Below are 22508 nucleotides of genomic sequence, written 5' to 3' on the forward strand. Positions count from 1 at the left end.
GCGGGATCAGCCGCCCGCCCCGGACCGGGATCTTCGTACCCGGGCCTCTGTAGGGTGACGGTGACCGACTGCTTCGATGTGGAGGCGACATGGGAGACTTGAACCCCGAAGTCATATTGGGGATGGCGGCCCAGGCACCCGACGGCATGGTGATCATCGATGGTGAAGGACTGATCCGCTACTGGAACCGCGGCGCGGAGCGCATCTTCGGATTCACCGCCGCCGAGGTCGACGGCCGCAGCCTGGATGTGATCATCCCGGAGAAACACCGGAAGCGGCACTGGGACGGCTTCCAGGTGGCCATGGCCGAGGGAGTCACCAAGTACGGCGACAACGACCTGCTGAACGTACCGGCGCTGACCGCGTCCGGCGGGACGATCTCGATCGAGTTCAGCGTGATGCTGCTGGCCGGTCCCGAGGGCGGTCCGGGGTATGTCGCGGCCGTCATCCGCGATGTCACCGCGCGCCGGGCCCAGGAGCGGGAGACGCGCAAGCGCCTGATGGAGGCGGCTCAGGACCGCGCCGCGTCCTGAGTTCCGAGTTCTGACCGCGTTCCGCGTACCGCCGCGGAAGCGCTGCCGTCCCCAGGGGCGCGGGACGGCAGGGACGCGGGACGGCGCGCGAAGCCACGGTCAGATCAGTGAGGCGGCGGCCGTCAGCGGTTCCCACCAGGACCGGTTGGCCCGGTACCAGGCGACCGTCTCGGCCAGACCGGCGGCCAGGTCCACGGTCGGCCGGTAGCCGAGTTCCTCGGTGATACGGGTGTGGTCCACGCAGTAGCGCCGGTCATGGCCCCTGCGGTCCTCGACGTACCGTATCTGCCCCCAGTCCGCGTCGCAGGCGCGCACGATCAGATCCACCAGGTCCCGGTTGGCCAGCGGTGTGCCGCCACCGATGTTGTACGCCTCGCCCGCCCGCCCCCGCGTCCTGACCAGCTCGACCGCGCGGACATGGTCCGTCACATGGAGCCAGTCCCTGATGTTGCCGCCGTCCCCGTACAGCGGCGCCTCCCCGCCGTCCAGCAGCCGGGTGACGAACAGGGGGATCAGCTTCTCCGGGAACTGGTACGGGCCGTAGTTGTTGGAGCACCGGGTGACCCGCACATCCAGCCCATGGGTCCGGTGCTGGGCCAGGGCGAGCATGTCCCCGGCCGCCTTGGAGGCCGCGTACGGACTGTTCGGCCGCAGCGGGGAGTCCTCGGTCCAGGAACCGCTCTCGATGGAGCCGTAGACCTCGTCCGTGGAGATGTACAGAAAAGGCCCGACTCCATGGCGCAGCGCGGCGTCGAGCAGATTCTGCGTCCCCACCACATTGGTCCGTACAAAGCCGGACGCATCGCGGATGGACCGGTCGACATGGGATTCGGCCGCGAAATGCACCACTTGGTCGTGTCCGGCCATCAGCGCGTCGACCAGCTCCACATCACAGATGTCCCCCTCGACGAATTCCAGCGAGGGATGGCCGTCGACCGGGGCGAGATTGGCCGGATTCCCCGCGTATGTCAGGGCGTCCAGAACCGTGACGCTGATATCGCCGGTCCCGCCGGGCCCCAGCAGCGTACGCACGTAATGGGAGCCGATAAAACCCGCTCCGCCTGTGACAAGCACTCTGGTCATGGCCGGACGCTAGGAACGCCGCCTCGCACGGAGCTGGACGGCCACTTGAGATGACTTCCGCCCCGCCGTTCCGCGGGCTGTTCGAGCCGGTGTCGAGAGAGGCTCCAATACGGCATGGCTCAGTTGTGGGCGCGCGGCTTCCGTGGGCGCGCGGCTTCACCGGAATCGACGAACGGGAGTGACCTGATGAAGGGGATCATATTGGCGGGCGGATCCGGCACCCGGCTCCAGCCGCTGACCCTGGCCGTCTCCAAACAGTTGCTCCCCGTGGGCGACAAGCCCATGATCTATTACCCGCTCAGTGTCCTCATGCTCACCGGTATCAGGGACATCCTGATCATTTCCACCCCGGAGGATCTTCCGCAGTTCCGCCGACTGCTGGGCGACGGCTCCCAGTTGGGACTGCGGATCGAGTACGAGGAGCAGGCCAGGCCCAACGGGCTGCCCGAGGCCTTTGTCATCGGCGCCGATCACATCGGTGACGATTCGGTCGCGCTCATCCTCGGCGACAACATCTTCCACGGCCAGAACTTCTATTCCGTTCTCACCGAGAACAGCCGCGATGTCGACGGCTGTGTCCTCTTCGGCTATCCGGTGCAGGATCCAGAACGGTACGGTGTGGGCGAGACCGGCCCCGACGGAATGCTGGTCTCCATCGAGGAGAAGCCGGAGAAACCGCGCTCCAACACCGCGATCACCGGGCTCTACTTCTACGACAACACCGTGGTGGACGTGGCGAAGAATCTGAAGCCCTCCGACCGCGGCGAGCTGGAGATCTCCGACGTGAACCGCTGGTATCTGGAGCGGGGGAGCGCCCGCCTCGTCAATCTCGGCCGGGGCTTCGCCTGGCTGGACACCGGTACGCCCCACTCGCTCCTCCAGGCCGGGCAGTACGTGGGCACACTGGAGGAGCGGCAGGGCGTACGCATCGCCTGCGTCGAGGAAGTCGCCCTGCGCATGGGCTACATCGACAGCGACGAGTGCTACGGGCTCGGCGCCCGGCTCGGCAAGTCGCGCTACGGCGAGTACGTCATGGCGATCGCGCGGGAACTGGCCCCGGTCTGAGGCCCGGTCCGAGAGCACCGTCCCGAGAGCACCGTCCCGAGAGCGCCGGCCGCCCGGATCGGGGAGTCCCGTCGGCCGGCGGGAGCGTCAGGGGAGGAGAGCGGCGAGCGACGCGGGCATACGGGCTTTGAGGTCTTTCCACTCGCCCTCGCTGATGTGCTGCTGGAGCACGGTCAGTACGGTGTGCACCAACTGCTCGGTGCCGCCTTCCACCGAGTAGCGGAAATCCTGCCGGACACGCTCCAGGAATTCCTCCTTGTGCATCTTCACCGGTGTTTCCGAGGGCTTCCAGCCGTCGTAGTAGATACCGCGCAGCAGCGTCGGCAACTGCGCGGCGAACTGCGCGCTCTCATCGACGGGCAGCCGGTCCCGTAGCTGGTGCAGAACCGTCCGCAGCGCGGCATAGGACTGTTTCCTGCGGTCCTTGGGCCATCCATAGGCCTTTTCGATCTCATTGAGGATGTGGTTCGCCTTGTCGACCATGGTGTCGAACGAAGGGAATCCTGTGTCGACCATCTCGTGATCCTTTCGGCTGTCCGATTTAAGGTCACGAACGGTCCTGTGTGCCACTCATGGCAGGCGAATGGGTTCATCCGGCCCCCGCGCGGGCCCGCCGTACCACGCATAAGGGTGCCCAGCGCGCGGGGAACGCGCGCGGGGCACCCTGGTGGATCCGGCCGCCTCGGGTCGGGCTGCCTCGGATCAGGCCGCTCGGATCAGCAGGCCGCCGCGGATCAGGCGACGACGTTGTCCTCGTGCAGCTTGGCGATGGCGTACGCGTCGTAGCCCAGGTCGGCCAGGACCTCGTCCGTGTGCTCGCCGAGCAGCGGAGCACCCTTGATGTCGGGCTTGAAGCCGGAGAACTTGACCGGGCTGCCGACCGTCAGGTACGTGCCGCGGTCCTTCTGCTCGACCTCGACGATCGTGCCGCTCTTGCGCATGTCGGGGTCCTCGGCGAGCTCCTTCATGCTGAGCACGGGGGCGCAGGGCACCTCCCACTCACGCAGGATGTCGACCGCCTCGTACTTGGTCTTGTCGGCCAGCCACTTCTCGATCTCGCCGAAGATCTCCATGATGCGCGGCTGGCGGGCCCGGGCGGTCGTGTAGTCCGGGTCCTCGACCCACTCGGGGTGACCGATGGCCTCGGCGGTGCGCTTCCAGTTCTGCTCCTGGATCGTGAAGTAGATGTAGGCGTTGGGGTCGGTCTCCCAGCCCTTGCACTTCAGGATCCAGCCCGGCTGGCCGCCGCCGCCCGCGTTGCCGCCCCGCGGCACCGCGTCGCCGAACTCGCCGTGCGGGTACTGGGGGTACTCCTCCAGGTAGCCGACCTTCTCCAGGCGCTGCTGGTCGCGGAGCTTGACGCGGGTCAGGTTGAGCACGGCGTCCTGCATGGACACCGACACCTTCTGGCCCAGACCGGTCGCGTTGCGCTGGATGATCGCGGTCAGCAGACCGATCATCAGGTGCATACCGGTGTTGCTGTCGCCGAGGGCCGAGCCGCTGATGGTCGGCGGGCCGTCCCAGAAGCCGGTGGTGGACGCGGCGCCGCCGGCCGCCTGCGCGACGTTCTCGTACACCTTGAGGTCGGACCACGACGAGTCGTCGTTGAAGCCCTTGACCGAGCCGAAGATCAGCCGCGGGTTCAGCTCGTGGATGTACTCCCAGCTCAGGCCCATACGGTCCATGGCGCCCGGCGCGAAGTTCTCGACCAGCATGTCCGACTCGCGGATCAGCTTCTCCATGACCTCCTTGCCCTCGGGGGTCTTGGTGTTGATCGCCAGCGAACGCTTGTTGCTGTTCAGCATGGTGAAGTACAGCGCGTCCAGGTCCGGGATGTCCCGGAGCTGGTTGCGGGTCACGTCGCCGCCCTGGGGGCGTTCGACCTTGATGACGTCGGCGCCGAACCAGGCGAGCATCTGGGTACACGCGGGACCGGCCTGGACCCCGGTGAAGTCGATCACCTTGATTCCGGCGAGCGGCTTGTCACTCATGGTGGCTTCCTTCTTGTGAATGAACTCGGTACGGAGGGTGTGGTGTACGGGGGAGTGCGGTGAGCCGGTCGCTCACTTCTTCGCCGGCGTGATGTTGCCGACGGTGATGCCCTTCGGGTTGAGGTGCGCGATGTGACCGCTCTCGGTGCCGGCCGACGGGTCGATCGCGCAGTCGATGAGGGCCGGGCCGCCCGAGGCCAGCGCCTCGGTGAGGGCCGCGGTGACCTCGGCGGGCGTGGTCGCGCGGTAGCCCTTGCCGCCGAACGCCTCGATCATCAGGTCGTGCCGCGCCTGGAGCATCAGGGTCGTCGGCGACGGGTCGTCGTCCGACTCCAGGGGGTTGATGTCGTCGCCCCGGTAGACACCGCCGTTGTTCATGATGACGGTGACGATCGGCAGCTTGTAGCGGCAGATCGTCTCCAGCTCCATCCCGCTGAAGCCGAAGGCGCTGTCGCCCTCCACGGCCACGACCGGCTCGCCGCTCTCGACGGCCGCGGCGATCGCGTAGCCCATACCGATGCCCATGACACCCCACGTACCGCTGTCGAGGCGGTGGCGCGGCACATGCATGTCGATCACATTGCGCGCGATGTCCAGCGCGTTGGCGCCCTCGTTGACGAGGTACGTCTCGGGGTGCTCGTGGATGACGTCACGTACCGCCTTCAGGGCGCCCATGAACTGCATCGGGTGCGGGTCGGCCTTCAGACGCTCCGCCATCTTGGCGACGTTCTGCTTCGAGCGCGCCGCCAACTCCTCGCGCCAGGCGGTGGGCGCCGTGATCCGGCCGGGCTTGGTCCGCTCGGAGAGCGCTTCGAGCACCGACTCGATGTCCCCGACCAGCGGGGCCGCGATGGGCTGGTTGCTGTCCAGCTCCTTGGGCTCGATGTCCACCTGGATGAACTTGGCGTCCGGGTTCCACTGCGGAGCCTCGCCGTGGTTCAGCAGCCAGTTCAGCCGTGCGCCGATGAGCATCACGACATCGGCCTTCTTCAGCGCCAGCGAACGGGCGGTCGCGGCCGACTGCGGGTGGTTGTCGGGCAGCAGGCCCTTCGCCATCGACATCGGTACGTACGGGATGCCCGTGGACTCGATGAACTCACGGATCCGCTCGTCGGCCTGCGCGTACGCGGCGCCCTTGCCGAGCACCACCAGCGGGCGCTGAGCGCCCTCCAGGATCTCGATGGCGCGGTCGACCGCCTCGGGCGCGGGAAGCTGGCGCGGCGACGGGTCGACCAGCCGGCTCAGCGTCTTGTCGCCCTCCTCCTTGTCCATGATCGAACCCAGCACCGCGGCGGGGATGTCGAGGTAGACACCGCCGGGACGGCCCGAGATCGCGGTGCGCAGCGCACGGGCGATACCGCGGCCGATGTCCTCCACGCGGCTCACCCGGTACGCGGCCTTGACGAACGGCTGCGCGGCGGCGAGCTGGTCCATCTCCTCGTAGTCGCCCTGCTTGAGGTCGACGAGGTGCCGCTCGCTGGAGCCCGAGATCTGCACCATCGGGAAACAGTTCGTGGTGGCGTTGGCCAGCGCCACAAGGCCGTTGAGGAAGCCCGGCGCCGACACCGTCAGGGCCACCCCCGGCCTCTTCGTGAGATAGCCGGCCGCCGCCGCCGCGTGTCCGGCGTTGCTCTCGTGACGGAAGCCGATGTAGCGAATGCCCTGCGCCTGAGCGAGGCGGGCCAGATCGGTGATCGGGATGCCGACCACCCCGTAGATGGTGTCGACATCGTTCATCTTCAGCGCGTCGACGACCAGGTGGTACCCGTCGGTGAGCTCGGCCGGAGCGTCGACGGTAGCCGCGGTCTCCTGTGCAGAGGGGGCGGTCATGGTCCGAGGTCCTCCTTGGGCAGTCATGCCTGTTCGGCTTCTTGTCCCACCTTCGGTGCCGCGCGCCGGGCCGTCCAAGACCTATCGGCGACCAGCCGATAAACAACATTTATCGAGCGTGGTCGCCGCAGCTCGCGCCACGTGGCGGCCTCCCTTGATAGATACTCGCTATCGACTGTTCGTCAGCGCGTATTGGACGCACACCGCGTGCCCGAGCAGGCTCGACAGGTGACGGATTCAACAGATCTGTACGAGGAGGTGGTGGCCATGGCCGTCCCGACCGCGGCATCCGTGCGCGACACGGGTCCGTACCGGCCCCCGGCGGTCACGGGCCTCGTCGATCTCCTCGACCGGCATGCGCGCGACCGGCCCGACGCCCGCGCGCTCGTTGTCACCGGCGACCGGCTGGGCCTGTCGTACGGTGCCCTCGCCGCCCTGGCCGACAGTGTGGCCGCCCGGCTCACCGGTACGGGGCTGCGCCGCGGCGACGCGGTCGGTCTCGTCGGCGCCAACACCGCGGAATTCGTCGTGGCGCTGCTGGGCGCGGCACGGGCCGGCGTGGTGGTCGCCCCGCTGGACCCGGCGCTGCCCGAGGCTCAGCTCTCCGCCCGCGTCGAGGCGCTGGGCGCACGGGCGGTCCTCCTCGGCCCGACCGCCCCCGACGCCGAACCGGTCGCCCGGGTCCCGGTCCCCGCCTGGCCGTTGCGCGTGGACATCTCCCGTACCGGCACGGCGACCGCCACCCTCGACACCGGCGCGCTGGCGCCCCGGGACGTCCCGGCCACGGGCGAGGGGCTGACGGCGCGGGACGCCCTCGTCCTGTTCACCTCGGGCACCACCGACCGGGCCAAGATGGTCCCGCTCACCCACGCCAATGTGGCCGCCTCCCTCCGGGACATCTGCGCCACCTACGAACTGGGCCCCGGCGACGCGACGGTCGCGGTGATGCCGTTCTTCCACGGCCACGGTCTGCTGGCGGCACTGCTCGCCACCCTGGGCAGCGGGGGATGCGTCCTGCTGCCCGAGCGCGGCCGGTTCGCCGCGCACACCTTCTGGGACGACGTCCAGGCCGTGGCCGCCACCTGGTTCACCGCGGTCCCCACCATCCACGAGATCCTCCTCGACCGGTCGGCGCACGAGTACCCGGGCCCGCAGGTCGCGCCCCTGAGATTCGTACGGAGCTGTAGCGCCCCTCTCAACACGGCCACCCAGCGGGCACTTGAGCGCACCCTCGGCGCGCCGCTGCTCTCCGCGTACGGGATGACCGAGGCCACCCACCAGGTGACCAGCGAACCGCTGCCGGACTACGGGCCCCTGAAGCACGGGTCCGTCGGACGCTCGACCGGGGTGGACCTCCGTGTCGTCGACCGGAACGGGCGCCCCTGCCCGCCCGGAGTCCGCGGCGAGGTGTGGCTGCGGGGGGCCACCGTCACCCGCGGCTATCTCGCCGACCCCGACGAGACGGCGCACAGCTTCACCGACGGCTGGCTGCGCACGGGCGATCTGGGCTCCCTCGACGAGGACGGCTATCTCTTCCTCGCCGGGCACATCAAGAACCTCATCAACCGCGGCGGCGAGAAGATCTCGCCCGAGCATGTCGAGGACGTCCTCGCCGGGTGTCCCGGGGTCGCCGAGGCGGCGGTGTTCGCGCTGCCCGACGAGGTGTACGGGCAGCGGGTGGGCGCGGCCGTCGTGATACGCGAGGGCGAGATCATCAGTCCCGGGGAGATCCTTCAGTACTGCCGCCACCGGCTGTCCGCCGTCGAACTGCCCGACCGTCTCAAAGTCGTCGCCGCACTGCCGCACACCGCCAAGGGCGGTCTCGACCGGCGGGCGGTGGTCGCCCTGTACGGCCGGGACGGAGACACAGCGGAGCCGGGCGCGGGCTCGGGCGTCGCCGGCGCCGGCTGACGGCGCGCACCGACGCCGGCGCCGGGGGGCGCCGGGGAACATCACCCATGGGCCACGGGCCCGCGCGGCCGGCGCGGGGTCGGTGGCCTACGGGCGTGGGGGTGTCTTGTTGATCGTGCCGGACTCCGCGAGCCCGGCACGACACCCCCTGGGGCCGGCCGGTTCGTCGCGGGGTCGGTCGGCCCTATCTCACCCGGTGCTCGGTCGGCAGCGGCTGGTCGAAGAACTCGTCCAGCGACAGGCCCGTCGCCGCGTTCACAAACGCGCGCGCCGCTATCGAACCGGGGATCGCCGAGTGGATCGCCACCGACACCGTCGCCCTGGCGTCCGGGGCGACCAGTCGTACGGCCCGGGTCCTGCCGATCACCGGCATCGCGCGCAGCCAGGTGTGCGGCACGATGCTCGCCCAGTCGCCGACCCCCACGGTCGCGTAGAGCGAGGCCACCGAGTCCGTCTCCACCTGCGGGGTCACCACCACCCCGGCCTCCGCGAACACACTGTCGATGAGTTCGCGGATACGCATGTCGGGGGTGAGCAGCGCGAGCGGCAACTGGGCCGCTTCCGCCCAGGTCATGGTGTGCGTCTGGGGCATCAACTGGTCGCCGGAGGCCAGCAGTACGTACCGCTCCTGGTACAGCGGCACCACCTGGAGGCTCTCGCGTTCCTCGGGCGCGAAGTGCGAGATCGCCGCGTCCAGCTCGAACTCGCGGAGTTGGCGGTGCAGTTCCCTCGCCGACAGCCGGGAGTGCACCTGCACCTTGGCCAGCGGATGTGCCCCGCAGAACGCGGCGACCGGCAGTGCCAGGGTCGTCGACGCCGTCGGTTCCGTGCCGAGCCGCAGGGTGCCTGTGATGCCGGACTGGACGGCGGCGACCTCGGCCTTGAACGCGTCCTGCTCGGCGAGGATGCGCTTGGCCCAGACGACCAGCCGCTCTCCCTCGGGGGTGAGGCCCTCGTAGTTGTGCCCCCGGTTGATCAGCGTGACGTTCAGCTCGCGTTCGAGCTTGGCGATCGCCGCCGAGAGCGCGGGCTGGGAGACGTAGCAGGACTCCGCGGCCCGCGCGAAGTGCCTCTCCCTGGCCACCGCCACGAAATACTCAAGCTGACGGAACAGCATCAGCGACTCCTCCCTGCCGGACACCGCGCCGGAATCAACCCGCGGACTCCGCTTACTCCGGTGACACCTTGAATCATCCTACTTATCAACCGCCCAACCAGCGGTTTTCGGACGCCCTGTCGGGAGTGCCGCCGGGGGTGACGCCGCCGCCAAGAGCGGGAGGAAGCAGGTGCCGGGGGAGCCGGTTCGGTCAGCCGCGCGTCGCGGTGCTGTAGACGAACAGCGCGATCACACCGGCGATGCAGGCGAGGATCACCCAGGAACCGAAACTGGTGTGTTTCCCACTGCCTCCGCGCCGCGGGGCCTTCCCGGACCGCGCGGATCGACTGGATCGGCCGGACCGCTTGGGCACTGTCCGTCCCGGAGCGACCGGCGACGCGTCGGCCGCCGTCTCGGCGAGCAGCCGGCGGCAGGCAGCGGCGAGCACGCCCGTACCGGCGGAGAGGGGCACCACGGCCTCCGAGCGCGCCGGAGCGGTGGTGCCGCCGTCCAGGATGCGTCCCGCGCGTACGAGGACCTCGTCCCGGCCGCCCGCCGGAGCGAGGCTGATCCAGCGCCGCACATGCTCACCCCGGATGACCACACCGCCGGACCGCTCCCGGTACACGGTGTGTTCCCGCCACAACACCTCCGCCAACTCCCCGGCGATGTCCCTCAGTTGTGCGCTCACAACCCCTCCCCCTCCGCCCCGCGGCGAATCGAACAAGCATCGCACTCTAGCGGCAGGCGCGGAGCGGGTGCCCGGCAGCACCCCGCAGCGGCCCTGTTCGCCCTCCGGCACGGCTCCAGTTCCCCAACGCGAACGCGTGGCGCAAAGCGGTGCCGCCGTCCAGTGGTCGATGAACCCCCTCGTCTCCGCCCGGTGAGTAGCACCACCGCGGCGTGAGCGCGAACCGGTCACCTCCGGTGCCGGTCGCTTGGAGTCCGGCTCCGGTCGTTTCTGGTCGGATTTCAGGCTGATTTCGGTCGGCTACGGGCGAGATCCGGACAACGGCGGAAACAAGCCGGATGGAACGGCGCCGCGACGGGCAGGTCCCGGCGGGCCGTGCCCGCGGCCCGCCGTCCTTGCCGCGCACCTTCCCGCGCGGCCGGCTCCGCCCCAGGACCGACCTCGCGCGGACCGGGATCTTCTCACCCGGCAGCGTGAAAAACCCCAGCCCAAACGGGCTATCATCCGCTCTACACATTCCGATTGCGCACAGCCGCGCAGGCCGTGGAGTCATGGCACCGGTGAGTCTGCCCGGCCTGGTTCCGTATGCCTCGCGGCCATGTCGCCCTGTGTCGAGAGGAGCGTTCCCGATCGCACTTCGCATCTGGCTCAGCAGCGCGGGGGTCGCCGCCACCGAGGTGGCCCGGATGTTGCGTGAGAACCCCGACGCCACCGATGTCCGTATCTACGGCACCAACATCAGCCGGCACGCTCCCGCTCTCTCGGTCTGCGACGTGAGCGAGGTCGAACCCCACCGGGTCAGCAACGCGGCATACGCCGAGTTCGCCCTGGACTTCTGCCGCCGGCACGCCATCGACGTCCTCATCCCTCCCCGTCGACTGGACGCGCTCGCCCCCTACGCGGACGCGTTCGCCGCGCTCGGCACCAAGCTCATGTGCTCGCCGGCCCCCGCCGTCTCCGTACTGACCAGCAAGAGCGGAACGTACGAGGCGGCCCGGGCGATCGGTGTCCCCGTACCGCCCTGGTGGATCGTCTCCGACGGCGACGCGCTGCGCGCGGCGGCGCGGGAGATAGCCGACGAGGGCGGCATCGCCTGCATCAAACCCGCGGGGGAGTTCTCCGCGTTCGGCTTCCGCATCCTCGACGACACCCCTCTCCGGATCACTGACCTGCTGGCACCGGCACGGCCCGTCGCCTCACTCGGCGCCGTGGCCGACGCGCTCGACCATGCCGTGGAGCAGGGCGAGCGGGTGCCCGAGTTCATCGTGATGCCCTATCTCGACGACCCGGAGGTGAGCATCGACTGTCTCTCGGCGCCGGGCGGTGCCATGGTCACCTGTGTCGCCCGGTCCAAGGACGGCCGCTACCGCCATCTCCTCGACGCCCCTGCCCTGACCGATATCGCCCGGCGTCTGGTGAGCCATTTCCGGCTCGCGTATCTCTCCAATGTCCAACTGCGGCACTGGCACGGCCGGCCGATGCTGCTCGAAGCCAACCCCCGGGCCTCCGCCGGGATCTTCCAGACCGCCTTCGCCGGAGTGAACCTTCCGTGGGCCGCCGTCCGTCTGCTTCTGACGGGCGATCCCGGCCGGCTGGAGCCGCCGCGCCTGGGCGGCCGGATCGCCGTCACCGAGACGGTGATGGACCTGACCCCGGCCCGGCCACCGGTCAAACAACTGGCTCAGCCACCGCTCCAGCAATTGGCTCAGCCAACGGCCCAGTTGCTGGCAGCGGCTCAGTCACCGGTCCAGTCCCTGGCACCTCCTGTCTCCGCCGGAGCCTGAGCGGCGGAGCTTGCGGGCCGGAGGCTGAGCACGCCCGGGATTCCGGCCCGGAAGCGGGGGCGGTACGGTTCCGCCGCCCCGCCCCCGCCCTCCGTACTGCCACCGGAGGCGGGTCGTACGCCTCCGTGGCGTTGGCTCCATGGCCCATGGCGTCCGTCCCGGGGATGGCAGATGAAGGCCTGTTCACCTGTTCCTGGGTGAAGGTTCGTCCGGGTGCCCTGTCCCGATGGTGGGGCGTGCGGGGCGGATGCAGCGTGGTCCGTATGACAGAGACCTCGGCCGTGGCGTCCGGCCCGCGAGGACAGGAGCCACCGGCCGGGCAGGGCCGCTCGACGGCGGGCGACCTCGGACTACTGGCCGCCGTCGCCGGGGTCTACACCCTTGTCCAACTGGCGCTCGTCGTACGGGGATCGGGGCTCGGCTGGGACGAGACCGTGTACGTCAGCCAGGTCGCCCGGGACGCGGAGGCCGCGTTCTTCAGCGCACCGCGTGCCCGGGGCATCACCTATCTCGTCGCGCCCGTCACCCTGCTGACCTCGTCCGTCGGGGCGCTGCGGGTGTATCTGGCGCTGCTCTCCGGTGCCGGGCTTCTCGCCGCGCTCTGGGTGTGGCGCAGGCTGCTGCCCGTACCGGTACTCGCCGTCGCCGGAGCACTGTTCGCCGGGCTGTGGATCACCGTGATCTACGGCCCGCAGGCCATGCCCAATCTCTGGGCCGCCCTCGGGTCGCTCTGCGCCGTCGGCTGTTTCCTGCGGGCCGCGCGCGACCGGGCCGACCGCGCCGCCCTGGCGGGACTCGCCGGGGCAATGGCGTTCGTCGCGCTCATGCGCCCCTCGGACGCCCTCTGGCTCGCCCTGCCGCTCGGGCTCGCCACGCTGGCGGTCCCGGCGTGGCGGCGGCCCGCCCTGCTGCTGGTGCTCGTCGCCGGTACGGCGCTGGGCTGTACGCAGTGGGTCGTCGAGGCGTACACCGACTTCGGCGGTCTGCTCGCACGGCTCCGCAGGGCCAGCGAGATCCAGGGCCACTTGGGCTGGCATCTCGCCTTCGACGACCAGGTGCGCGCACTCGACGGGCGGCTGCTGTGCCGCCCCTGCGACGAGCCCTGGCGGCGGCCGGTCACCGCCGTCTGGTGGTTCGTCCTTCCGCTGCTCACCGCGGGCGGTGTGCTGGCCGCCGCCCGCCTCCGCCGGCTGCCCGTCGTCCTGCTGCCCGCACTGACCGCGCTGACCACGGCCGTTCCGTACCTGCTGCTGATCGGCTATGCCGCACCCCGCTTCCTGCTGCCCGCCTACGCGCTGCTGTCCCTGCCGGTGGCGCAGTGCCTGACCTGGCTCTGCTCGGCCGTACGCCCGCGCCTTCTGGTGGTGAGTGTTCTCGCCGTGGCGCTGGCCGGGCATCTCGCGGTGCAGTACGCGGTCCTCTCCGCCGTCGCCGCGCGCGGCCGCGAGAGCCGGGTGGCGTTCGGGCGGGTCGCGGCGGAGCTGGCGCGGCAGGGGGTCCGGCCGCCCTGTGTGGTCAGCGGCACGGAGGCCGTCCGTATCGCCTTCCGCGCGGGCTGCGCGTCCCGGCAGACCGGCGGCCACGACCGCAGCATTACTCCCGCAGGCCTCGTCGAAGCCGCACATGAGCGGCCGGTGGCCGTCGTGGTGGCGGGCGAGGACCCGCCACCCGCGTACGCGGCCGGCTGGCGGGTCCGGCGCCTCCCGGATCTGCCGGGCCTGCCCGGCCTCCGTGCCTGTCTGGCCCCCTCCGCCCAACCCACCGCGGGGAGCCGCTTATCCGGTTGAGCGCCGATTCCGGCCCGTGCTACCACTGGCTGACCCGGCAGCAGCCGGTCAACACAACAACGGGGAGGGCCGGCGGCCATGGTGCTCGGAGATCTCGTCACACTGCGGGCCATGCGGCGGTCGGACGCCGGGGCCCTCTGGCGCTGGAACCACGATCCCGAGGTCATGCGCTGGATGAGCGACGGCTACGCCCAGAACCCGGAACGGGTCGAGAAGTGGCTGGAGGAGCGCCCCCGCAATACGTACGGCGATGTCCTCCTCGGTATCGAAGTGCGCGAGGACACCCGGCTCATCGGCCTGATCCGCCTGCGGGACGCCGAGCCCGAGACCGGATGCGCTGAACTCGACATCTATCTCGGTGAGAAGGAGTACTGGGGCCGCGGATTCGCCACCGACGCGATGCGGACGGTCTGCCGGTACGGCTTCGACAAGATGCGGCTGCACAAGATCACCCTGACCGTCGTCACCGAGAACCACGCCGCCCACCGGGTCTACCAGAAGGTCGGGTTCGTCGACGAGGGCAGGCTGCGCCAGGTCTTCCGGCGCGACGGACAGTGGTACGACATGTTCACCATGGGCCTGCTGGAGGGCGAACTCCGGGACTGAGCACCGCTGTTCGCGCCGCCGGTGCTCGAACCGCCCCCGCGGCGGGCTCAGTACGGCCCGCTGCATTCGAGGATCCGTCTCGGGTTGTCGATCAGCATCGTGTTGATCTGCTCCTCGCTCACACCCCGCCGCCGCAGCGCGGGCAGCACATCGCGGGAGATGTGCAGATAGTGCCAGTTCGGCAGCAGGACGGGCACATCGCGCATCGGAAGCCAGTCGATGTAGCAGTTGGCGTCGTGCGCCAGCACGATGCGGTCGGTGTAGCCGCGGGCGCAGAGCGCGGCGACCGTGTCCACCCGCTGGTCGAACGGCAGGAAGACATCCAGCCCGAAACGGTCCATGCCGAGATACGAGCCCCGGTCGGCGATCGACATGAGATAGCCGAGATCCGTGGTGTCGCCGCAGTGCCCGATGACCACCCGGGTCAGATCCACCCCCTCGGCCGCGAACACATCCTGCTGCTCGGTGCCGCGGCGGGTCTGCGCGTGACTGTGCGTGAGGATCGGGACCCCGGTGGCCCGGTGCGCCTGGGCGACCGCCCGCAATACCCGCTCCACCCCGGGGGTCACCCCCGGCACATCGGTCGCGCACTTCAGGATCCCGGCCTTCACGCCGGTGTACGCGATGCCGTCGACGATGTCGGCGATGAACATCTCCACCAGCGGCTCGTCACCGCCGAGCAGGGTGCCCGGCCCGCGCATGCTCACAAAGTGCGGGACGTCGTCGTACGTGTAGAGCCCGGTCGCGACGACGATGTTGAGGCCGACCTGCTCCGCGACCTTCTGGATCCGCGGGATGGAACGGCCGAGGCCGATCACCGTGGGGTCGACGATGGTGGAGATACCGGTGGCGGCGAGGTCCGTCAGCCTCCTGACGGCCCGCGGCACCGCCTCGGACTCCCGGAACCCGGCCCGCTCCGGATGGTTGGTGACGAACTCGGGATTGAGGACGAAGATGTGCTCATGCATCAGGACCCGGCCGAGACCGCCGACCGGTACAGGGCCACGGACGGTGTTCACCTCGGCCGTGGCGGAGACGGTTTCGAACCGCATGTCGGACTCCCGCATCACACGTGGGCGCGCGGCACACGGCCGCGCCGGGGACGGACTCGCATCGGCGGACTCCGCATGGCTCGGCGGCCGTACGGCACAGCCGGTACGTCGGCGGGACCGCCCGCCGTGGACACCTCGCCCCGATGGGACGCGGCGCGCTCACGAGCACCCCTGGTACAGACTTCCCGGCCGCGCCGGTGCTGAAAAGGCGCATGCTCCCGGCGCTTGACGCATACGCGCTCGCCACCCGGTGCGCCGAAGCGCCCCCTGCTCCGGCGGCACTCCCGCACCGCCGCCCGCGCGCTCTCCAGTGCCCGCCCCCGCAGCGCACGCGAGGGTGGCGCCCCCGGATCACGGTTGGCCCGACGGCCCCCGAGGATGGATCGTTCAGATGCTTCCCGTACACCCCTCCGCCCCACCCGCCTCGGAAGGCCCGCAGATGACACCACGTCCGATGACCGCAGGCTCCTGGACAGACCGCCTCGACCGGGCCCGCGCGGCGGCGTCCGCCGCCGGTATCGACGCCCTGCTCGTCTCGCCCGGAGCCGATCTGCGCTATCTCACCGGTTACGACGCGCACCCGCTGGAGCGCCTGACCTGCCTCGTCCTGCCCGCCGGAAACGCCGCAGGCGAGCCCTTCCTCGTCGTACCGGCCCTGGAGAAGCCCGCGGCCGAGGCGTCGCCCGCCGGGAGCCTCGGGATCGGGATCACCGGCTGGGACGAGACCGACGACCCGTACGCGCTGGTCGCCGCGCGCCTCCCGCGCGCCCTCACCCGGGTCGCCCTGGACAACCGTATGTGGGCCGAGAAGGCACTGGCCTTCCGCGCCGCCCTGCCCGGAGCCGAGCAGGTGCTCGCCGGACAGGTGCTGTACGGGCTGCGGGCACGCAAGACCCCGGAGGAGGCGGAGGCCCTGCGCCGCGCCGGGCAGGCGATCGACCGGGTGCACTCCCGGATGGGCGAGTGGCTGCGGCCAGGCCGTACCGAGCGCGAGGTGGCCCGGGACATCGCCGACGCGATCATCGCGGAGGGCCATGTGCGGGTGGACTTCGTGATCGTCGGCTCCGGGCCCAACGGCGCCAGCCCGCACCACGAGGTCTCCGACCGGGTCGTCGAGGCCGGCGATCCGGTGGTCGTCGACATCGGTGGCACCACCGAGGAGGGCTACTGCTCCGACTCCACCCGCGTCTACGCGCTCGGCGAACCGCCCGAGGAGTTCCTGCGGCTGTACGAGGTGCTGCTGCGGGCCCAGCGCGCCCAGACCGACGCCGTACGTCCCGGGCTGCGCGCCCATGAACTCGACGCGATCGGCCGCGATGTGATCACCGAGGCGGGGTACGGCCCGTACTTCATCCACCGGACCGGCCACGGCATCGGACTGGAGAGCCATGAGGAGCCCTACATCGTGGCGGGCAACCAGCTTCCGCTGGAGCCCGGGATGGCCTTCTCGGTCGAGCCGGGCATCTATCTGCCCGGCCGGTACGGGGCCCGGATCGAGGACATCGTGATCTGCGCCGAGGACGGCGGGGAGCGGCTCAACAGAACCGGCCGCGAACTCGTCGTCCTGCCGTGACTGGCTGACAGGCCGACCGGCCCACCGTCTGACTGCCCGTCTGCCCGTCTGCCCGTCTGCCCGTCTGCCCGACTGCCGGACCGCCTGGCTGCCCAGCCGCCCGGCCGCCCGATCTCCCTGGCCCGTTCCGGCGGGCGACTGTTCGTACCGCCGGACGGGTGGTTGTACGCGGCGCTCCGCTGTGGTTACCTGACGTCATGACGCTCCGGCTTGTGACCCGCCGCCACGTGGACTACGGGCGTGTCACCAGCACGGGCTGTCACACCGCACGCTGACGCCGTGCCACCGGCGGCCGGCCGCCGCTTCCCGGGCCGCTGAGACCGCGGGATCCGCCGCGTTCACCGCATCCGCCGGATCAGGCTGATCGGCTTCATCAGGCTGATCGGCTTGATCTGTGTGGTCCGACCGATCCGCCGCCGGAAGCGCTCGTTCCGCCGATTCCGCCGCGCCGTGCGCGGGGCGTGCCACCGTGCGCCGTCCCGCGCCGGTATCCCTGTCTTCTGCGCGCCCGTCGGCGCATCGCGCTCCGTACTCGCAGGCGCCCCGCACCCCGTGGGCGCCCGCACTTCATCGCCGTACCGCACCAGGGAGAACCATGAGCCAGTCCAGCGAGTCCAGCGAGCCCATCGACTCCGTCACCGCCGGGCACACGCCCGAATCCGTCCCGGACGGACCCGACACCTCGGCCTGGTCGTTCGAGACCAAGCAGGTGCACGCGGGCGCCGCGCCCGATCCCGCCACCGGGGCGCGGGCGGTGCCCGTCTACCAGACCACCTCGTTCGTGTTCCGGGACACCCAGCACGCGGCCGATCTCTTCTCGCTCGCCGAGCCGGGCAATATCTACACCCGGATCCACAACCCGACCCAGGACGTCTTCGAGCAGCGGATCGCCGCGCTCGAAGGCGGTGTCGCCGCCGTGGCACTGGCCTCGGGGCAGGCGGCGGAGACCCTGGCGATCCTCACACTCGCCTCGGCCGGCGACCACATCGTCTCCAGCACCTCCCTCTACGGCGGTACGTACAACCTCTTCCGGCACACCCTGCCGAAGTTCGGCATCGAGGTCGGCTTCGTCGACGACCCCGACGACCTCGACGCGTGGCGGGCCGCGATCCGGCCGAACACGAAGGCGCTGTTCGCCGAGACCCTGGGCAATCCGCGCGGCAATGTCCTGGACGTACGGGGTGTCGCGGACGTCGGGCACACGGCGGGGATTCCGCTGATCGTCGACAACACCGTGCCGACTCCCTATCTCCTGCGGCCCATCGAGCACGGCGCGGACATCGTCGTCCACTCGGCGACCAAGTTCCTCGGCGGGCACGGCACCACCATCGCCGGGGTCGTCGTGGACGGTGGCACCTTCGACTTCGGCGCGCACGCCGAGCGCTTTCCGGACTTCAGCGAACCCGACCCCAGTTACCACGGACTGCGCTACTGGCCGGCCCTGGGTCCCGGCGCTTTCGCGGCGAAGCTGCGGGTGCAGCTCCTGCGCGACATCGGCCCCGCGCTGTCGCCGCTGTCGGCGTTCCTGCTGCTCCAAGGGGTGGAGACGCTGTCGCTGCGCATCGAGCGGCACTCGGCCAACGCCCAGGCGCTCGCGGAGTGGCTGGAGCAACGGGACGAGGTCGCGGCGGTCCACTACCCGGGGCTCCAGTCGAACCGCTGGCACGACGCCGCGCAGCGGTACCTTCCGCGTGGCGCGGGCGCGGTGCTGGCGTTCGAGCTGCGCGACGGGGTCGAGGCGGGCAAGCGTTTCGTCGACGCGGTGGAGCTGTTCAGCCATCTCGCCAATATCGGCGATGTACGGAGCCTGATCATCCACCCGGCCTCGACCACGCACAGCCAGCTCGACGCGGAGCAGCTCGCGGCGACGGGCACCTCGCCGGGGCTGGTGCGGCTGTCGGTCGGCATCGAGAATCTCGCGGACCTCAAGGCGGATCTGGAGGCGGGCTTCCGCGCGGCGAAGGGCGTGTCCTGAACGGCGTGACGGACACGGATCGGGGGACGCAGGGGCCGCCCGAGCCGTCGCGCCAGGGGCCCGTATCCGGTGCCCTTCCCCTTCCGCCGGCCACCGGTGCCTGGCGGGAGGGGGATCCGCCGGGGCGGCGCCAGTGGTGGGTACGGGCCGGGCCCCTGGCGCTGGAGGCGGGCGGCGAGCTGCCGGAGATCCGTATCGCGTACGAGACCTGGGGACATCTCGCCGCCGACGCCTCCAACGCCGTACTGGTCCTGCACGCCCTCACCGGCGACAGCCATGCCGCGGGCCCGGCCGGACCCGGCCATCCCACCCCCGGCTGGTGGGACGCGCTGATCGGGCCGGGCCGGGCCCTGGACACCGACCACTGGTTCGTTGTCGCGCCCAATGTGCTGGGCGGCTGCCAGGGCAGTACGGGACCGTCCTCGGCCAACCCCGAAGGGCGGCCCTGGGGCTCGGCCTTCCCCCGGCTGACACAGCGCGACCAGGTGTCGGCCGAAGCCGGTCTCGCGGATCAACTGGGCATCGAACGCTGGGCGTTGGTGCTCGGCGGCTCCATGGGCGGTATGCGCGCCCTGGAGTGGGCCGTCACCCACCCCGGGCGCACGGGCGCGCTGATGCTGCTCGCCACCACGGCGAGCGCCAGCGCCGAGCAGATCGCCTGGGCCACCATCCAGGCGCGCGCGATCCGCTCCGACCCCTTCTGGCGCGGCGGCGACTACCACGACGCGGGACCGGGGCGCGGCCCGCACACCGGGCTGGGACTGGCCCGCCGGCTCGCCCATGTCACCTACCGCAGCGAGCCCGAACTCCATGTCCGCTTCGGCCGCGACCCGCAGGGTACGGAGGACCCCTGGCAGGGCGGCCGCTACCAGGTCGAGTCGTATCTCGACCACCATGCCGCCAAGCTGGTACGGCGCTTCGACGCGGGCAGCTACATTGCCCTCACCGACGCCATGAACACCCATGACATCGGGCGCGGCCGGGGTGGTGTCCGGGCGGCACTGCGCCGGATCTCCGCGCCGACACTCGTGGCGGGCGTCGACTCCGACCGGCTCTATCCGCCGTCCCAGCAGGCGGAGTTGGCCGCGGGCATCCCGGACGCGGACCGCCTGCGCGTGATCGAATCGCCGTACGGGCACGACGGTTTCCTCATCGAGACGGAACAGGTCGGCGCGCTCGTAAGGGAGTTGACCGGCAGGACCGGCCCGCCGCGCCCGCGGACCGGGTGACAGTGCCGCACAGGCAACAGGGCGCCCCCGCCGACGGCGGGAGCGCCCCTTCTCTGTGCCGGATCAGTGGTGCCATCGCGCAGGGCCGGATCCAAGGTGCCGATCAGCGGCGTCGGACAGCGGTGCCGGATCCGAGATGCCGGATCAGCAGTACTGCGCTTCCTTGCCGATCGAGCGGTAGAAGCAGTCCGCGTTCTCCAGAAGCTGGAGCACCGCGTCCCGGTTCCTGCTGGTCTCGCGGTCGATCACCTCGTCGGGCGGGTAGAAACCGCCGCCCGAACTCGACGACGGGTACATCTCGAAGGTGTACGAGAAGATCTTGTACGTCCCCCACAGCCAGTCGTCGATCGAGCCGTCCGTGATGTAGAGATCACTGGCCTGCTCCGGGGTGTAGCCATTGCTCGCGGCCATCTTCTGCCCGACGGTCGCGAAGGCGTTGCGGTCGTCCACTGTCATACCGGTCGTGGTGTCCGCCGTGGTGTAGCCGAAGGGCCAGAGCACCAGTTCGCTGTAGGTGTGGAAGTCGATACCGGCCTTGATCTGCTGCGTACCGCCGACGACCCGGCTGCGCACGAAGTTCGCCACGACCTTCACCTCGGGCGCGGACTCGGCGGCGCTGCCCCGGTAGGTGTCCGAGGAGGCGCTGCCCGACGAACCGCCGCAGCAGCCCCAGCGGTAGGCCCAGTTGCGGTTGAGGTCCGTACCGACCGCGCTGGAACCGGAGTTGGGCTGCCGGTTCTTGCGCCAGCTCCGGTACGAGCCGGTCGCCACGTCGTACTCGCCGCCGTCCGGGTTGAGGTCCGGGATGATCCAGATCTCCCGGCTGTTCACCAGGTTGGTGACCCGTGAGTCGGTGCCGTAGTCGGAGGTCAGCTCCTTGAGCAGATACAGCGCCATCTCCACCGTGAGGTGCTCACGCGCGTGCTGATGGTGCGTGAAGAGGACCTCGGGCTCGTTCTCGTCGGTGGCGACATTGTCGCTGATCTTGATCGCGACCATGTTCCGGCCCTGGTACGAGGTGCCGATCACACGCTGGCTCACCAGACCGGGGTTCGCCGCTATGACGGTGTTGATCTCGCTCGTCATCTCGGCGTAGTTGTGGTATCTGGAGTCGGCGGAGGGGAAGTCGAACGGCTCGATGACGCCGTCCAGCGTACGGTCGGGGACGGCGCCCAGCGGGGTGGGGTCGTAGCCCAGCGCGCGGAGCTTCCTCGCCTGCGCGGGGTCGGCCGAGACGACCACGCTCTCGCTGTCCGACTCGTCGATCGTCACTCCCGTCCTGGCGAGCGCGGTGCGGGTCGCCGAGGTGGAGTGCATCCGGATCTCGTACTGCTTGATGGCCTCGTCGGCCGCCGCTGCCTCGGCGGCGGGCGACGGGGGAGTGGAGTCGGCGCTGGTGGCCGTGGCGGTGACGCCGAGGGCCAGGGCCAGCAGGGCGGCCAGGGTCACCGTCCTTCTGCGGCCGGTGCCGCCGCTTCCACGTGTTCGGAGCCGCATGGAGTCTCCCGGGTGTGGAGGTGAGTGGGGGGTTGTGCCGCGACGCGCCCTGTGTGCGGGACAGCGGAACTGGGGCCGTCCGGGGTCATCCTGAGGGCATGACATGTGCCGGTCAAGAGCGCGAATGCGGCGGGGCGGCCGGGCATGGTGCACGACGCCCCCGTGTCCTTCCGCCGCTCACCATCCCGGCCACCATCCCGGCCACCATCCCGGGCCACCATCCCGGCCACCGCCCCGGCCCCTCCGGAGCCTCCCCCGCCCCCTTCGCCCCTCCCGGGGCTCTAGAAGTCGAAGATGGTGCCGCTTCCGCTGTTCTTGGCACACGGGTTGCCGAAGGTGTGGACGTACGAGTAGCGCTTCCCCTCCCACACGCCCTCGGCGGTCACCGTCACCGGGTTCCACTCCTTGCTGCACACCGCGCGTGAGCCGCGGGTGGTGATGGAGTCCAACTCGGCCTGAGTGGACTGTAGTTCGGCACAGGCGCCGGCCGCGTCCGGGTGGGTGCCGCCCGCCGTGGGCGCGCAGCTCAGGGTCACGGCGCGCAGCACCGTACCGGTGGCGGCGCTCTCTCCGGCGGTGACACCGAGTACCAGGGCGGACGGCGCGTACACGCTCCCCGCACCGGTCCCTGCGCCGCCCGCAGCGCCCGCCGCGCCGACGCAGGGCAGTGTGCTGAACGCCAGTGTGGTGGCAGCGAGCGCCAGACCTCTTGCGATGGACCGCATGGCGAATACTCCTTGGTCGAGGTTCGGTAAATCGCTGGCAGTCTGGCCCGCCCCGACGGTGAATGCGTGGCACCACCACC

The 22508-nt window shown here is 70.5% G+C and carries 18 protein-coding genes; 9 read left to right on the forward strand and 9 right to left on the reverse strand.

The window, feature by feature from the left end:
- The first annotated feature begins 89 nt into the window (after positions 1–89).
- Entirely contained in the window at positions 90–533 is a 444-nt protein-coding gene (locus KQY30_RS32735; RefSeq protein ID WP_217310149.1) for a PAS domain S-box protein, read from the forward strand.
- Between the two features lie 99 nt (positions 534–632).
- Here the strand turns inward: KQY30_RS32735 and rfbB are convergent, their stop codons facing one another.
- On the reverse strand, positions 633–1616 hold the full coding sequence (rfbB, locus tag KQY30_RS32740; protein WP_217310150.1) for a dTDP-glucose 4,6-dehydratase: 984 nt from the start codon (positions 1614–1616) through the stop codon (positions 633–635).
- Between the two features lie 186 nt (positions 1617–1802).
- On the opposite strand from rfbB, the gene rfbA reads away from it, so the two are divergent.
- On the forward strand, positions 1803–2681 hold the full coding sequence (gene rfbA / locus KQY30_RS32745) for a glucose-1-phosphate thymidylyltransferase RfbA (RefSeq protein ID WP_217310151.1): 879 nt from the start codon (positions 1803–1805) through the stop codon (positions 2679–2681).
- A gap of 87 nt (positions 2682–2768) precedes the next feature.
- Here rfbA and KQY30_RS32750 read toward each other — a convergent pair whose 3' ends face one another.
- The 3 genes from KQY30_RS32750 to oxc form a co-directional block, all read right to left on the reverse strand.
- A complete protein-coding gene (locus KQY30_RS32750; protein WP_217310152.1) occupies positions 2769–3197 on the reverse strand; it encodes a DUF2267 domain-containing protein in 429 nt (142 codons plus the stop codon).
- A gap of 218 nt (positions 3198–3415) precedes the next feature.
- A complete protein-coding gene (gene frc, locus KQY30_RS32755) occupies positions 3416–4672 on the reverse strand; it encodes a formyl-CoA transferase (protein WP_217310153.1) in 1257 nt (418 codons plus the stop codon).
- 72 nt (positions 4673–4744) lie between these two features.
- A complete protein-coding gene (gene oxc / locus KQY30_RS32760; RefSeq protein ID WP_046497071.1) occupies positions 4745–6502 on the reverse strand; it encodes an oxalyl-CoA decarboxylase in 1758 nt (585 codons plus the stop codon).
- Positions 6503–6769: 267 nt separating this feature from the next.
- On the opposite strand from oxc, the gene KQY30_RS32765 reads away from it, so the two are divergent.
- A complete protein-coding gene (locus KQY30_RS32765) occupies positions 6770–8413 on the forward strand; it encodes a FadD7 family fatty acid--CoA ligase (protein WP_217311445.1) in 1644 nt (547 codons plus the stop codon).
- A 184-nt stretch (positions 8414–8597) separates the two neighbouring features.
- Here KQY30_RS32765 and KQY30_RS32770 read toward each other — a convergent pair whose 3' ends face one another.
- Positions 8598–9530: a LysR family transcriptional regulator gene (locus tag KQY30_RS32770; protein ID WP_217310154.1), complete on the reverse strand. Its 933-nt coding sequence runs from the start codon at positions 9528–9530 to the stop codon at positions 8598–8600.
- A 190-nt stretch (positions 9531–9720) separates the two neighbouring features.
- The gene (locus KQY30_RS32775; protein ID WP_254407433.1) at positions 9721–10200 is read right to left on the reverse strand and encodes a hypothetical protein; all 480 of its coding nucleotides are present in this window, start codon (positions 10198–10200) and stop codon (positions 9721–9723) included.
- Between the two features lie 551 nt (positions 10201–10751).
- On the opposite strand from KQY30_RS32775, the gene KQY30_RS32780 reads away from it, so the two are divergent.
- From KQY30_RS32780 to KQY30_RS32790, 3 genes are all read left to right on the forward strand, one after another.
- Positions 10752–11984 carry an ATP-grasp domain-containing protein gene (locus KQY30_RS32780; protein ID WP_367997457.1) on the forward strand — a complete coding sequence of 411 codons (1233 nt, stop codon included), beginning with the start codon at positions 10752–10754 and terminating at the stop codon, positions 11982–11984.
- Between the two features lie 263 nt (positions 11985–12247).
- A complete protein-coding gene (locus tag KQY30_RS32785) occupies positions 12248–13771 on the forward strand; it encodes a hypothetical protein (RefSeq protein WP_254407434.1) in 1524 nt (507 codons plus the stop codon).
- A gap of 78 nt (positions 13772–13849) precedes the next feature.
- Positions 13850–14377 (forward strand): GNAT family N-acetyltransferase, encoded by a 528-nt coding sequence (locus KQY30_RS32790; protein WP_217310156.1) that lies wholly within the window; start codon positions 13850–13852, stop codon positions 14375–14377.
- 47 nt (positions 14378–14424) lie between these two features.
- Here KQY30_RS32790 and KQY30_RS32795 read toward each other — a convergent pair whose 3' ends face one another.
- On the reverse strand, positions 14425–15429 hold the full coding sequence (locus KQY30_RS32795; RefSeq protein ID WP_217310157.1) for a phosphotriesterase: 1005 nt from the start codon (positions 15427–15429) through the stop codon (positions 14425–14427).
- A gap of 454 nt (positions 15430–15883) precedes the next feature.
- Here KQY30_RS32795 and KQY30_RS32800 point away from each other — a divergent pair, with 454 nt between their 5' ends.
- The 3 genes from KQY30_RS32800 (at position 15884) to KQY30_RS32810 (ending at position 20206) form a co-directional block, all read left to right on the forward strand.
- Positions 15884–17002, forward strand: coding sequence for a Xaa-Pro peptidase family protein (locus tag KQY30_RS32800; protein ID WP_254407435.1), 1119 nt, complete (start codon positions 15884–15886; stop codon positions 17000–17002).
- A gap of 595 nt (positions 17003–17597) precedes the next feature.
- The gene (locus KQY30_RS32805) at positions 17598–18977 is read left to right on the forward strand and encodes a bifunctional o-acetylhomoserine/o-acetylserine sulfhydrylase (protein WP_217310159.1); all 1380 of its coding nucleotides are present in this window, start codon (positions 17598–17600) and stop codon (positions 18975–18977) included.
- A 5-nt stretch (positions 18978–18982) separates the two neighbouring features.
- Entirely contained in the window at positions 18983–20206 is a 1224-nt protein-coding gene (locus KQY30_RS32810) for a homoserine O-acetyltransferase (RefSeq protein ID WP_217310160.1), read from the forward strand.
- 144 nt (positions 20207–20350) lie between these two features.
- Here the strand turns inward: KQY30_RS32810 and KQY30_RS32815 are convergent, their stop codons facing one another.
- Positions 20351–21703 carry a M14 family metallopeptidase gene (locus KQY30_RS32815; RefSeq protein WP_217310161.1) on the reverse strand — a complete coding sequence of 451 codons (1353 nt, stop codon included), beginning with the start codon at positions 21701–21703 and terminating at the stop codon, positions 20351–20353.
- A gap of 281 nt (positions 21704–21984) precedes the next feature.
- Positions 21985–22428 carry a subtilase-type protease inhibitor gene (locus KQY30_RS32820; RefSeq protein ID WP_217310162.1) on the reverse strand — a complete coding sequence of 148 codons (444 nt, stop codon included), beginning with the start codon at positions 22426–22428 and terminating at the stop codon, positions 21985–21987.
- Between the last annotated feature and the right edge of the window lie 80 nt (positions 22429–22508).

This window comes from Streptomyces sp. GMY02 (assembly GCF_019056675.1).
In the GTDB taxonomy this organism is placed as follows: domain Bacteria; phylum Actinomycetota; class Actinomycetes; order Streptomycetales; family Streptomycetaceae; genus Streptomyces; species Streptomyces odonnellii.